This window comes from Virgibacillus sp. LDC-1, from assembly GCF_030137545.1.
Classification (GTDB): Bacteria; Bacillota; Bacilli; order Bacillales; family Amphibacillaceae; genus LDC-1.
Window position 1 is genome coordinate 133,864 of the sequence record NZ_JARUVL010000003.1, and the last position, 13,468, is coordinate 147,331.

Annotated in this window: 13 protein-coding genes; 7 read left to right on the forward strand and 6 right to left on the reverse strand. The window is 36.9% G+C overall.

From position 1 onward, the window contains the following. Positions 1 to 75 precede the first annotated feature (75 nt). Together QBK89_RS04255 and zapA are read right to left on the reverse strand one after the other, a co-directional pair. A complete protein-coding gene (locus QBK89_RS04255; protein ID WP_284139780.1) occupies positions 76 to 627 on the reverse strand; it encodes a CvpA family protein in 552 nt (183 codons plus the stop codon). A 3-nt stretch (positions 628 to 630) separates the two neighbouring features. Continuing rightward, entirely contained in the window at positions 631 to 894 is a 264-nt protein-coding gene (zapA, locus tag QBK89_RS04260) for a cell division protein ZapA (RefSeq protein ID WP_284139781.1), read from the reverse strand. A gap of 193 nt (positions 895 to 1,087) precedes the next feature. Here zapA and rnhC point away from each other — a divergent pair, with 193 nt between their 5' ends. Next, positions 1,088 to 2,020 (forward strand): ribonuclease HIII, encoded by a 933-nt coding sequence (rnhC, locus tag QBK89_RS04265; RefSeq protein ID WP_284139782.1) that lies wholly within the window; start codon positions 1,088 to 1,090, stop codon positions 2,018 to 2,020. Positions 2,021 to 2,154: 134 nt separating this feature from the next. Here rnhC and pheT read toward each other — a convergent pair whose 3' ends face one another. From pheT to QBK89_RS04280, 3 genes are all read right to left on the reverse strand, one after another. Next, positions 2,155 to 4,584 carry a phenylalanine--tRNA ligase subunit beta gene (gene pheT / locus QBK89_RS04270; protein ID WP_284139783.1) on the reverse strand — a complete coding sequence of 810 codons (2,430 nt, stop codon included), beginning with the start codon at positions 4,582 to 4,584 and terminating at the stop codon, positions 2,155 to 2,157. A gap of 14 nt (positions 4,585 to 4,598) precedes the next feature. After that, entirely contained in the window at positions 4,599 to 5,633 is a 1,035-nt protein-coding gene (gene pheS, locus QBK89_RS04275) for a phenylalanine--tRNA ligase subunit alpha (RefSeq protein WP_284139784.1), read from the reverse strand. A gap of 346 nt (positions 5,634 to 5,979) precedes the next feature. Further along, a complete protein-coding gene (locus tag QBK89_RS04280; RefSeq protein ID WP_284139888.1) occupies positions 5,980 to 6,729 on the reverse strand; it encodes a TrmH family RNA methyltransferase in 750 nt (249 codons plus the stop codon). Between the two features lie 104 nt (positions 6,730 to 6,833). On the opposite strand from QBK89_RS04280, the gene sspI reads away from it, so the two are divergent. The 6 genes from sspI (at position 6,834) to QBK89_RS04310 (ending at position 12,758) form a co-directional block, all read left to right on the forward strand. Continuing rightward, complete coding sequence (gene sspI / locus QBK89_RS04285) at positions 6,834 to 7,058, forward strand: small acid-soluble spore protein SspI (RefSeq protein WP_284139785.1); 225 nt, start codon at positions 6,834 to 6,836, stop codon at positions 7,056 to 7,058. Positions 7,059 to 7,359: 301 nt separating this feature from the next. Beyond that, a complete protein-coding gene (locus tag QBK89_RS04290; protein ID WP_284139786.1) occupies positions 7,360 to 8,958 on the forward strand; it encodes a flagellar basal body-associated FliL family protein in 1,599 nt (532 codons plus the stop codon). A gap of 48 nt (positions 8,959 to 9,006) precedes the next feature. Next, positions 9,007 to 10,227 carry an ABC transporter permease gene (locus QBK89_RS04295; protein ID WP_284139787.1) on the forward strand — a complete coding sequence of 407 codons (1,221 nt, stop codon included), beginning with the start codon at positions 9,007 to 9,009 and terminating at the stop codon, positions 10,225 to 10,227. Continuing rightward, positions 10,227 to 11,384 (forward strand): ABC transporter permease, encoded by a 1,158-nt coding sequence (locus QBK89_RS04300; RefSeq protein WP_284139788.1) that lies wholly within the window; start codon positions 10,227 to 10,229, stop codon positions 11,382 to 11,384. The genes QBK89_RS04295 and QBK89_RS04300 overlap by 1 nt, the downstream gene beginning before the upstream one ends. Continuing rightward, positions 11,359 to 12,033 carry an ABC transporter ATP-binding protein gene (locus tag QBK89_RS04305; RefSeq protein ID WP_284139789.1) on the forward strand — a complete coding sequence of 225 codons (675 nt, stop codon included), beginning with the start codon at positions 11,359 to 11,361 and terminating at the stop codon, positions 12,031 to 12,033. The genes QBK89_RS04300 and QBK89_RS04305 overlap by 26 nt, the downstream gene beginning before the upstream one ends. Positions 12,034 to 12,128: 95 nt before the next feature. After that, positions 12,129 to 12,758, forward strand: a complete 630-nt coding sequence (locus QBK89_RS04310) for a lytic transglycosylase domain-containing protein (protein WP_284139790.1) — start codon at positions 12,129 to 12,131, stop codon at positions 12,756 to 12,758. Positions 12,759 to 12,894: 136 nt separating this feature from the next. Here the strand turns inward: QBK89_RS04310 and QBK89_RS04315 are convergent, their stop codons facing one another. Then, positions 12,895 to 13,458, reverse strand: a complete 564-nt coding sequence (locus QBK89_RS04315) for a dihydrofolate reductase family protein (RefSeq protein WP_284139791.1) — start codon at positions 13,456 to 13,458, stop codon at positions 12,895 to 12,897. Positions 13,459 to 13,468: the final 10 nt, after the last annotated feature.

Below are 13,468 nucleotides of genomic sequence, written 5' to 3' on the forward strand. Positions count from 1 at the left end.
GCGGTTATCCTTATTGTACATGTTATACAATAGCATCCCCAACATTTTGAATCAGTCTTCATGGTTTCCTTCTAATTAATTTACGATTGCATTTACATACGAAAACCAAAGTTCACTTACTTTCCCTGATAAATAAGGTGTATGTTCTAAAATAAACAATGCCACCGTAGAATCATTCACATATGCTTGCACACTTGGAACTGGCGCCAGTGCTAAAATATATAATACAATAAAAACAATTAAATAAATTTCTAAAAAACCAAGCACTGCTCCTAGCCCTTTATTAACAGAATTAAGAACTGGTAAAGATGCAACGAAATCAAGCATTGAACCAATTATTTGTAATAATATTTTAGTCGCAAAGAAAATAGCAGCAAAGGCAATAACATTATAAAACGCAGTCTCTAGTGGCATCGATTGCAAAAGTTCTGCCCATAAACCATCATTAGATATGTCTGGATACGGAATCCATAGTGGAAGCTTAGAAGCTAGCACATCATAGTATATTGCTGCTACGATAAAAGCAACAATAAATCCAATTAAATGAATCGCTTGTAGGATTAGCCCCCTTTTTAATCCCATCAAGAATCCAAATATGAGTAATAAAATTATTATGAAATTGATCATTCTTTATTTATCCTCTTTCTTTTTTAATGAGCCTAGCAATGTAGCGTAGTCTTCTTTTAATTTCAAATAATCGTTCATCGCGTTGACCGCAGTTAATACAGCTAAACTAGATGTATCTAGCTGTCTATTCATTTCCTGTATTTCACGCATCTTTTGGTCTACGAGACTAGCAACTAGTCTAACATGACTCGAAGACTCGCTTCCTACAATTGTATATGGTCTATTATGTATTTCAACGGTTATCCGTGTTTTTTCATTTTGACTCACACGTATATCCTCCTAAATATATTGCTTGATTTCCTCTCATATTGAGAGGTTTGAGGTTCGACAATCCAATAACTGTCTATATCTTAACATGAAATTATGAATTTAGGGAACTATTGTCTTGTGAAATTTTTTCATTTATTTCTTATGGTTGCTTTGATATAGTCTATATATATTGATGATAGGAGCGATAATTTTGCCACAATACGTGCAAGTTTTCTCGGAACAAACGATTCAATCGATGAAGCAGTATTATGCTAGCCATATTACGAATACGCCACAAGGGGCGGTTTTTCAGGCTAAAACGGCTAATGCTGTAATTACTGCCTACCGTTCAGGGAAGGTATTATTCCAAGGGGCTTCACCTGAGGTAGAAGCTGATAAATGGTTATTAAACAAGGATGAAAGAACTCCTAAAATAGAGAACCTAAAGAAGAAAACACATTCCTATGCACCAAAAGAAGCCCTATTTCATGCCGCACACATTGGCTCAGATGAAGCTGGAACAGGGGATTATTTTGGGCCGATTACCGTTGCATGTACATATGTTCAACCTAAGGACATCCCGGAACTAAAAAAAATGGGTGTGAAAGATTCAAAGCACCTAACTGATAATATCATTGTTGAAATCGCCAAGGAATTAGCGATACGAAAGATTCCATATTCGCTTCTTGTTATGCGGAACGAAAAGTATAATCGGCTGCAAAAGCAAGGATGGTCACAAGGGAAAATGAAGGCCATGCTTCATCATCACGCCATCCAATCCTTACTAAAAAAAATTGGCAATGCACCATTAGACGGGATTCTAATTGATCAGTTTTGTGAACCAAATGTATATTTCAACCATCTTCGAACAGAAAACGAATTCGTCAATAATCAGACTTATTTTATGACAAAAGCAGAAAGCTACTCTATCGCTGTTGCTGCGGGATCGATTATTGCTAGAGCAAGCTTTGTAAGAGAAATGGATCTACTTTCAGAAAAACTTGGAATTCCGCTTCCGAAAGGAGCATCTGATAAAGTGGATCGTACCATTGCAACCATTATTAAAAATAAATCTGCGGACACGTTGCATACATGTGCAAAGGTTCATTTTGCGAACACAAAAAAAGCTACTAAATATTTGTAGCTTGGACAGAAGTTAAAGCAAGCACATTTGCATCTAATAAAGGTAAGCGTTATCCAGCTAGGGTCCTTTACAAAGTCAGTATAAACGAAATCCACCACACTTCGTAAAAACAGAAGAATGGTGGATTTTTTCAGTTAAGAGCGGATATACGCATCATATTTCGTATTTATCTCTTGAATAATTTGTTCAAAGGATGCTTCTACTTCATCATCCTTTAATGTTTTATCAGGATCCTGATAAACTAATTTAAAAGCAACTGACTTTTTCCCTGCTGGTAAATTGTCTCCAGTATAAAGGTCAAAAATACTAACATGCTTCACGAGTGGAGCGCCAATTGCTTGAATGGACTCTTTGACAGCTCCAGCAGCTACACAGTCATCCATTATGAAAGCAACATCACGTGTAACGGAAGGATACTTAGGGATATCTGTATAGCTAGGGACATGCTGATACCCATTTAAAACCTCTTCCATATTAATATCAAATACATAGGTCTCCTTTAATCCGAGCTCCTTTTCAAGACGTGGATGAAGCTGTCCAATAAATCCAATCGTTTGGTTCCCATAACTTAGTGTCGCACATCTGCCAGGATGCATATCTGGCAATACTGCCTGCTCGAACCGTACAGATAAATTTAAATGGTCAAAAAGCGCCTCGACAATTCCTTTTACAACATAAAAATCGACTCGTTTTCTTTCTTGTTGCCATGGCTGTTCTAACCACATACCAGATAAAGCTGCAGAAAGTCGCAATTTTTCATCCGGCTGCTTTGATAACGCTTTTTCTTGAGAAACGAAAATCGTACCGAGCTCATAGGAAGCAAGATTCAGCTGGCTTCTCGCCACATTATGCGAGAGTGTTTTTAAAAGCTCTGGCAAGATGCTCAGTCTAAGATAGCTATGATCCTCTGTCATTGGCATCGCTAAACGGATTGCTTCTGGTTTTAACGCTTTAATTTCTGGGCTGATTAGCTTCGAAACAAAGCTTTCACTTGTTAATGAATACGTAATTGTCTCCATTAAACCCGCACCTTGTAAAAACCGCTTTACTTCACGCTTTACACGTTGACGTTCTGTTAAGGCACCTGCTTGCGCCGCACCTGCCGGCAATGTAAAAGGTAAACGGTCATAGCCATAAATACGAGCAATTTCTTCTAGCATATCTTCAAAAATCGTAATATCACCACGTCTTGTCGGAACGTGTACCGTAAAATGAGATGCCTCTTGCTTAAAATCAAAACGAAGTCTTCGTAAAATATCACGAATTTCTTCTGCTACCATATCTGTTCCTAATCGTTTATTAACTTCATCAACTTCTATTTCGACAACTTTTTGTGAACGATCTAGATTATCAACTTCCACAACTCCTTGAAGTACCTTTCCTCCAGCATATTGTTCCATCAACTGACAAGCACGCATTCCAGCTCGTTTTACACGTTCTGGATCTATCCCTTTTTCAAAGCGTGTACTTGACTCACTGCGAAGACCAGTTTGTTTCACTGTTTGACGTACAGTTCCACCATCAAAAAAGGCTGCTTCTAATAAAATGGTTTTTGTTCCACTATGAACCTCCGTATTTGCTCCACCCATTACACCTGCAAGTGCAACGGCTTCTGTACCATTTGTAATAACAAAATCGGCTGTTGAAAGGGATCTTTCTTCATTATCGAGTGTAATGATTTTTTCATTCGAATTTGCTTTTCGTGTGACAATCTGTTTTGTATTTAACCGATCGTAATCAAATGCATGTAAAGGCTGACCATATTCAAGTAAAACATAATTAGTAATATCAACCACATTATTTATTGGTCGAATTCCAGCGGCAATTAGATAGTTCCGCATCCAAAGTGGCGACGGCTTTACTGTAATATCCTTTATTACAAAAGCTCCATAATATGGATTGATCTCTTTGTCCTTTACTTCAACCGATATATAATCGGATGCCTTTTCCGCTATTGTAGATACCGATTCATCTGGTAAATCAAGCGGTTGATCTAAAATGGCAGCTACTTCATATGCTACCCCAAGCATGTTTAAGCAATCCGCTCGATTAGGTGTTAGATCAAATTCAAGCACAGCATCATTTAAATTAAGTAATGGCTCTACACTTTCCCCTACTTTTACATCTTCGGGAAAGACGAATATCCCTTCTGATACATCCTTAGGAACATATTTCTCTTCGATTCCTAATTCTTGGAGAGAACAAATCATACCGTTTGATTCTATTCCTCTTAATTTAACTTTTTTTATTTTAAAGTTACCCGGTAAAATAGCCCCTGGTTTTGCAACAGCGACCTTTTGACCTTTTGCAACATTAGGAGCACCACAAATGATTTGCAGTTTTTCCTCCTCTCCAACATCCACTTGACATAAATTTAACTTGTCTGCATTTGGATGCTGTTCACAGGATTCCACATAGCCGACAACCACATTCGAGCTTTGTTCAGCAATATATTCGATTTTATCTACTTCAATCCCGGATTTCGTTATTTTTTCAGCCAGTTGCTCTGGACTAATTCCTTCGATATTGACATAATTTTTTAACCAGTTTAATGAAACTAACAATGCACGCTACCTCCTTATGCTTGATGGAATTGTTTTAAGAATCGTGTGTCATTCAAATAAAATTGACGGATATCATTCACACCATACTTTAGCATGGCGATTCGATCTGGACCCATTCCAAAGGCAAATCCAGAATAAACATCTGGATCATATCCAGCCATTGACAGTACCTTTGGATGAACCATTCCTGCCCCAAGAATTTCAATCCATCCCGTTCCTTTACATACAGAACAACCTTCACCATTACATGTTTTACAAGAAATATCCATTTCAACCGATGGCTCCGTAAATGGAAAGAAGCTCGGACGCAATCGAATTTTGCGGTCTTCACCAAAAAGCTTTTTCGCAAAAACATTAAGAATACCTTTTAAATCGCTCATCCGCACATCTTTATCTACATATAGGCCTTCTATTTGCGTAAATTGATGGGAATGTGTTGCATCATCCGTATCACGACGGTAAACAATTCCTGGGCATATCATTTTTACTGGTTTTTCACCTTTATATTCACGCATTGTTCGTGCTTGCATCGGTGATGTATGGGTGCGCAAAAGTAATTCATTCGTAATATAAAACGAATCTTGCATATCCCGTGCTGGATGGTTCTTAGGTAAATTTAACGCTTCAAAATTGAAATAATCGGTTTCCACTTCCGGTCCCTCGCGAACTTCAAAGCCCATACCAATAAATAAGTCTTCAATTTCTTCAACAATTTTTGTTAATAAATGTGGGCCACCTATTTCCACTGGACGACCTGGAAGCGTGACGTCAATAGACTCGGCATTTAATTTTTCATTTAAAGCCGCCTCTTCTAATACATCATTCTTTTCTTCAATTGCTTTTGTAATTATTTCACGTACTTGGTTTGCTATTTCACCTACGACTGGACGTTCTTCCTTAGAAAGCTTCCCCATCCCACGTAATACACCAGTTATGGATCCTTTCTTCCCTAGAAATGCTACTTTAATGTCTTGTAGCTCCTTCTGATTATCCACTTCATTAATTTGTTGAAGTGCATTCTGTTGCAGAGCCAATAATTGTTCCTTCACTAACAACTACCTCCTTAAATAATGAATTAGAACGTTAATACAATTGCATAAAAAAAAGCCCCAATCCCTTGTAAGGGACGAAGCTTGGTTTCGCGGTACCACCCTTGTTGACACATTTTCGTGTCCACTCAATTTAATGATAACGGATTATAATCCGGAACACCTTTACTTGTTATATCAAGGTCCAAGTGTCAGCTCCAGAGTGAAATGACAGCAATTTCTGTATTGGAAATGCTCTCAGTCTATGACATTTCCTCCCTTTTACACAGAACAAATCGGATTGCTGCTAGCTCCTTCTTCGCTCATAATATGCAATTCACATTGTATTATGATTATAAGTAATTTATTACTCGTTTGCAATGGTTTTAATATGGTACATTAAAATTCCTGCTGCAATCCCCACATTTAATGATTCTGCATCCCCATAAATGGGAATTGTTACCCGTGTTGTTGCCAGCTTAAACAGATCCTCCTGTATACCGGACCCTTCGTTTCCAACAATCAATGCTGTTCTCTCTTTAGGATGAACAGTATGATAAGAACTTGCATTTTTTAAAGCACTCGCCCAAATCGCAACTCCTTGTTGCTGTAAATCTTGCGCTATAGTCACTAGATCACCAGTAATGACTGGTAAATGAAACAAAGAACCTTGTGTAGCTCGAATTACTTTATCATTGTACAGGTCGACCGTTCCTTTACCTAAAACAACCATATCCAAGCCAGCCGCATCTGCTGTACGAATTAAAGTGCCTAAATTTCCCGGATCTTGTATCGCGTCCACTAAAAGCAAGTGGTTTCCTTCCACACTTTGTTGCTTCTTCTGCTGTAAGATAGCCGCAATGCCTTGAGGCGCTTCTGTCTGTGATATATGAGCAAACACAGACTTGCTAAGCGTTGTAATTTCGAGTCCAGCGCACCAATCTGGTACTGTTATATTTTCATCTACTAAGAGCTCAATAATAGGCCAATCGCTCTTTACCGCTTCTTCCACCAAATGAAATCCTTCTACTAGAAACGTATTTGTTTTACTACGTTCTTTTCGTTTATGCAGCTTGCGCCAATATTTAACGTTATCATTTTGTACAGAGGTTATCACCATAAAATCATTCCTATTCTTCAAATTAGCCATTCTAATCATACATATTTATTGCTATCCCGGTCAAACTATCTATAGCAAATTGTGAATTAGGAGTGATAAAAATGAATTTAAATTTAAGAAAAGCAATTATCACCAACATTTCTTCAAACAATCAAGAACAGTTAGAAGCAACAATTGTAGACGCAATTCAAAATGGAGAAGAAAAGATGCTCCCCGGACTAGGTGTTTTATTTGAGCTCATTTGGAAGCAATCAAACGATCAAGAAAAACAAGAAATGTTGGACGCACTAGAACAAGGTGTAAAGGAAGCGTCATCCTTGAGTTAATAACGGTTATTGCTACAACTAAAGCTAGAAATTCCCCAAAAAAGGTCCTAGTATAGCCCCCAAATATTAGATTACATTGGGAGGCTCTACTTTGGCCTTTTTCTTATTTTGGAACACAGCTTCATCATTCAGATTATTTTAAATATGGTTCACCTATATAAATTTTCCCACCCCTTTCCAAAAAATCCAATTATTTTTTCAAAATCGATTGACTATAAGATGGATTCAGATAAAATAATCGTATGCGCTTTTATACCTAATTACATTATCATGTGTGCGCAAATCGAAAGGGGATTACATAATGGAAGAAACGTTTACAGAAGAACCAAAGAAATCAAAAGGGTCAAAGAAACTAATTGCTATTGTACTTGTTGCCCTGCTCCTTATTGGTGGTGGAATTGCAGCCGCTATGCTGTCATTAGGTTCGCCAAAAACGAACTATTTCCAAGCGGAGAAAGCAACGATTGAATTCATGACAGAACAAATAGAAAATCGTTATGAGCAAGAGCTAGACTGGAAAGAAAAAACAACAGAAGACCCATCAAGTACAACTTATGCGCTTACTGCAGAATACAACGATCCGTACGGAAGCTATGGGGGCTTCATTAGTCCTGATCAAATCATTAATAATTCAAAGCTAACGATTACAACAGAAACAGATATAGAGAAAAAGCAGCTGGCTTCTAAAATCAGCGGGAATTTTGCTGAGATGGACCTTGGCAGTATTGACTTTTATCTTACCGAAGAAGATATGCTTGTTGGGTTACCATTTTTAGATGAATTACTTCAAGTAAAAGGAAATGACATAGGAAGACTACTATATGAAGCCGACCCAACAACGTTCTCCGAGGATACAACAGTTGATCTAGGAGCCCTATTTGAAAATACAAGTAGCCTTTACCCAGAAGAAGACCTCGAATATCTTCAAAAAGAGTATTTAAAGCTAATTTATGAAGAACTGCCTGAGGGTGCATTCTCGTCTGAAGATGACAAAGTTGAAATTGAAGGAAAGTCAGTAAAAACAGAGAAAATTACGCTGAACCTTTCTGAAAAAGAGGTAAAAGAGCTTCTCTCGACAATTTTTACAAAAATGGCGAACGATAAAAAACTCAAAGAAATGATCAAAGAACAATATCAAATTCAACAATTCGGTGCAGGTATTTCAATTCCCAATACTTTAACACCTGCAATTGAAAAAGAGGCTGACGCTTTCGTTAACGAATTTGAAAAAGCTACAAAAGAAGCCGATAAAGAATTAAAGGATTTTCAAATTCCAAATGGTTTAACATCTACGATATGGACAAAGGACGAATTAATTGTTAAACGAAGCTTTACTATCGAATTAGGACCAACGAAGGAAGAGCTTGTTACACTATCCTTAGATGGAACACAGCTTTTAGAAGAAAAAACACAGTCTTTTTCCTATGACTTTAACTTTAAGGACTCCTATGAAGAAGGAACATTAAATCTGACTGGTGATTTAGCATGGGATGGCAAAAAGGTAGAAGATTCTATTAAACTAGTAGTAGATGAAATCGAAATGGCTTATCAAGGTTCAGAAACGTTAAAAGATGGTACAAAGGACTTTGAACGTATTTTTTCACTACGGGATTCTTCAACTGAAGGAAAGTTAGTTTGGGCAGGAAATGCATCCTATAAAAAAGATAGCATGAAATCAACGCATGAATTTTCACTTGAAAGCCCTGATATGGAACAAGATATGTTCACTCTCTATATGAACAAGGATGCAAAAACAATTAAAAGCGTCGAAATGCCAAATAAAGATAATGTACAAAATATAGGTGAAATGACGCCTGATGAAATGATGAATTATGTTGAAGCAGAAGTTATGCCGCGTTTTCAAGAATGGATGATGGGGATTATGGGACCTGTTTGGTAAGGCCCCTCCTCAATCTTTAAATTTGAACGGCAAGAAATGAGTGGTTGCATGGTTTTTATCAAACATCTTATTTTATTTGTGAAGCAATATAGCATGCAATTACAGAGGAAGTGGCTCTCACTTCCTCTTATTTTGCTTTTTCCCATCCTCCTTATTGCGATGGGAACGTTAATCATTGCCACTTTTTTTTCTCCCCAAGAAAAAGAACCAATCCGTGTCGGATTGGTTGACTTAGACCAATCGAAAGAAACAAAAATGGTTGTGCAATTAATTGAAAGTGCATCACAATTAGGAAGTTACTTAGATATAGAAAGCATGGATGCTCTGGAATCCAATGAACAATTAACACAGAACACGCTCAGTGCAAGCATTGTTTTTCCAGAGAACTTTGTGCAAAATCTTTACGAAGGAGACAAAGTCAAGATTCACGTATTAGGGAATCCGCAACAGCCGACAAATAGTCAGCTTATAAAATCATTAATTGATAGTGTTACGAGACACATAACAGCATCACAAGCTAATATTTTAACGATTAACTATTATGCACGCGAATTAGGGATGCCAAAGGATGAACGTGACACACTTCTTTTTGAACAATTTAAAGAATTTGTTTTCTATGCGATGGGAAAGGATAGTGTCGTATCTGAAGAAACGATAATAAATCAAACTACTTCTTCCCCCGTGTTGTATTTTAGTATGGCTAGCTGGTTTATTACCCTAACGGTGTGGACCTTCTCCCTTTTTAATCTGCTATATCAAGAAGGAAGCGTTCTTTTAAGGCAACGAATGAAGCTCTATGGTGTTACTCAAATACAGCAAGTAATAGCACGAATTATCGTTACAATTGGTACGGTAATGATTCTTTTTAGTTTATCGCTTTTTTTCATTCATTATTTTTTAAAGTTAGACCTAGTGGTGAACGATTACATCCGGATTTCTGGAATAATATTTCTATACATTCTGATTGCTCTAAAACTGTTAGCATTAATTGAGCTGCTTATTCGTTCTGCAAAATTTCGGATCTTACTGCAAATCATGTTCATCACCTTTTCCTTGTTTTTTAGTGGTGCTATCATTCCAACCATTTATTTTCCTATACAATTCCAAGCTGTTATTGAAGGGATATATGCAAAGCACGCTTTTTATTGGCTACAAGAAATTGTCTTGAATGATCGGATAAGTGTAGTCTGGCAGCCTCTCCTATTAACGCTCATTGTTTCTACTTGTATGTTGATTGCAGCTTCGATATGGAAGGAGCGAGTATCTTAATGAAATCTATATGGATAACAAGATGGCTCCATTGGAAAAAGCAACTGATTAGCCTATTATTTTGGTTATTCCTTCCACTCTTTGGAACGATAATTATTATTCAGGCAGCTCACGCTTTTCAAGAGGATGCCCAAATCCCAATAGGACTTGTCCTACACGATGATAGTCCGTTCGCTCAACAGTTATACTCAGATATTGCTGCCTCCCCCTTTGTTCAAGTTCAAATTCTTCAAGAAAAAGATGCCTTAAAGCAGCTGGAGGCTCATGATCTAGATAGTGTATTTGTTATTGAAGAAGACTATGGCGAACAAATTCAAAAAGGAAACCGAAAAAACGTCATTACGGCCTATCGATCCGACCTTTCCTTTGCATATTCTCCTATCAAAGAAATGGTTGTATCATTGGTACAACAAGAAACAGGTAGATCAAAGGCTGCATTCTATGTAATGAGATTAGCTGAGAAATATCCCCCTTATGAAAAAAGGTGGAGCTGGGAAGAGATTACTTCTAAGAGCAAGGAGATTCAAAAAGAAGAAGATTTATTAACATCTACCTTTTCTTTTTTCGGGGAAACGAAAAAACAAGGATCAAGCTCAAGGCTTTGGGATCCAAATCCTTGGGGAATCTGGGGTCTGTTCCTGATTCTAAGTACGTTTTTCTTGTTTGATTGGATGGTGAAGGAACGTGAAAAAAAGCTAACGAGTAGATTTGCTTTTATGCGGATATCTTTTTCTGCGTATTTACTCGGCAATGCCTTTCTATACTTGTTGCTCTTTCTTATTATTGACAGTCTATCCTTTGTCATACTGCAACGAATATACGATTCCTCCATTTCAACCGAGTTATTCCTTTCCATCATAACCTTTCGATGGATGACGGTAGCTGGATCTTTTATTATTGCATTATGTGTTAAAAATATATATACACTTTATGGAACTGGATTGGCAATTGTTTTATTATTCGCTATTACAAGTGGTGTAATCCTACCTACTGATCTATTTCCAAATTCTATGGGTTGGGTCTATACATACCATCCGATAACCTATTTACTTCATAATAAACCGATTTGGAACTGGCTAGCACTATTTTTATTCATCATTGCACTATGGTACATACGAAAGGAGAACAGCAATGCTCCAAGTAAATGGCATTCATAAACGTTTTGGAAGAAATACCGTCCTCAATCAGCTCACATTCTCTGCAGTGGATGGAGAAATTATTGGACTCGTTGGTGAAAATGGGGCTGGTAAATCGACTTTGCTAAAGCTATTGGCGACATTAGATTTACCAGATGCGGGATCCATCACGTTAGAAGGAAAATCATACACAAAACAGTTGAAGGAAGTAAGAAAGCGAATCGGTTTTGTTCCGCAGGATATCGTTCTTTGGGAACATTTTACAGTTGCTGAAAACATGCGCTTTTTTGAAAAACTATCATGGACAAAGAAATCAACAACTGCGTTACAAAGCCTTTGTGCACAGATGAAGTTAGATAAATGGGAAGAAAAAGTTTCCACCTTGTCTGGTGGTATGAAACGAAAGTTAAACCTGGCCATTAGTATGATTCATGATCCTAAACTTCTATTGTTAGACGAGCCGACAGTAGGAATTGATTTAAAATCACGCAAAGAAATCGGAGCTTATCTTCAAAAAGAAGCAAAGGAAAACAACAAGATAATTTTATATACCTCTCATGATATGGATGAAATTATCCATTTATGTGATCGTGTTATTTGTATTGGTGAGGATCAATTTTATCATGACCTATTAATTCGAGAGGGAAAGAGCTGTCTTTTACTAACCTAACCCCTTGTATTAATATAAGCTATCAAAAAAAACAATTGCTAGAATCTATATTTATAGTAGAATATACTTAGGTAGGCTGAAGGAGTGATTAAGGAATGGATATACGATACATGCAGCAATTCATGCAAATGCAGGCGATGAGCTTATTAACATCGAATTCAAGCACCAAATCTTTCTCATCGTATTCACCGATGGTGGATTTAGCATTTAAACAATTGCTACAGGATAAAATTAACGAAGCGGAATCGTTAAATGGACTATCAATGCAGCCTTACACTAGAAACAGAACTACTTCGGTGCTAGATTATGCAACGAATGTATCGTCAAGTAAGATGCTATCTAGTTCAAATGAAGAATTAGATTCCTCTATTCAAGCAATCGCTCATAAATATGGTGTGGATGACCGCCTTATTCACGCGGTTATAAAAATGGAGTCAAATTACAATCCTTCTGCAAAAAGTAGTGCGGGTGCAATTGGTATGATGCAGCTTATGCCAAACACTGCACGTGGGCTTGGTGTACATAATCCATTCGATCCTATTCAAAATATTGAAGGAGGAACGAAGTATTTAAGTCAAATGCTTCAAAAATATAACGGTAATCTTGAACTTGCATTAGCAGCTTATAATGCCGGTCCAGGAAATGTCGACAAATATCAGGGTGTTCCCCCTTTCTCTGAAACGAAGAACTATGTATCTAAGGTAATGAAAAATTATCTTGCGTAATATCATACGGTTTACAAAAACCTATCAAGATCATTAGGATAACTAAAGGAAGGAGATTACATGACATGATATGTAATCTCCTTTATACTATCAACTCATCTTTCCTTCTCAGAAAATGTAATCGTATTTTTTACAATTAATTCGCATTTACATGATAGATTAACTGAACAACTCCAGAAGAAAATGTTCGGGACTTTATCAGCTTGAGATGTGAACTCTTTTTTATATCATTAAACAAAAGTTTTCCTTCTCCTAATATAATTGGATGAATCGATAATCTAAACTCATCAACAAGTCCCAAATTCACAAAAGTAGTTATAAGACTTGATCCTCCATAGAGCCAGATGTCTTTCCCAGGCTTCTTTTTCAACTTATTTACTTCTTCGACAATATTATTATTTATATAAACTGCGTTATTATCGAGGCCTTTTCTAGTTTTTGAAAATACATATTTTTCTTTTCTCTGAATTATTTCCCACATTTCTTTTTCTGAATCATTATTTTCCGCTGCATAATTTCCCCATAAATCATAGCTTTTTCGCCCATAAAAAATAGTATCAATTTGATTTAAAAAATTAGTGAATTCCATTTCTGAATCCATAATACACCAATCAACTTCTCCGTTCTTCCCTTCAACGAAGCCATCCAAAGTCACTGCTAAATCCAAAATTATTCTTCTTTGTTTTCCCTTCGTAGACACAATGACTCAC

Bases quoted from the DNA above. Each gene is read 5' to 3' on its own strand.
- QBK89_RS04255 (WP_284139780.1), bottom strand. From the start codon at position 627: ATGATCAATTTCATAATAATTTTATTACTCATATTTGGATTCTTGATG.
- sspI (WP_284139785.1), top strand. From the start codon at position 6,834: ATGAATTTAAATTTAAGAAAAGCAATTATCACCAACATTTCTTCAAAC.
- QBK89_RS04290 (WP_284139786.1), top strand. From the start codon at position 7,360: ATGGAAGAAACGTTTACAGAAGAACCAAAGAAATCAAAAGGGTCAAAG.
- QBK89_RS04295 (WP_284139787.1), top strand. From the start codon at position 9,007: ATGGTTTTTATCAAACATCTTATTTTATTTGTGAAGCAATATAGCATG.
- QBK89_RS04300 (WP_284139788.1), top strand. From the start codon at position 10,227: ATGAAATCTATATGGATAACAAGATGGCTCCATTGGAAAAAGCAACTG.
- QBK89_RS04305 (WP_284139789.1), top strand. From the start codon at position 11,359: ATGCTCCAAGTAAATGGCATTCATAAACGTTTTGGAAGAAATACCGTC.
- QBK89_RS04310 (WP_284139790.1), top strand. From the start codon at position 12,129: ATGGATATACGATACATGCAGCAATTCATGCAAATGCAGGCGATGAGC.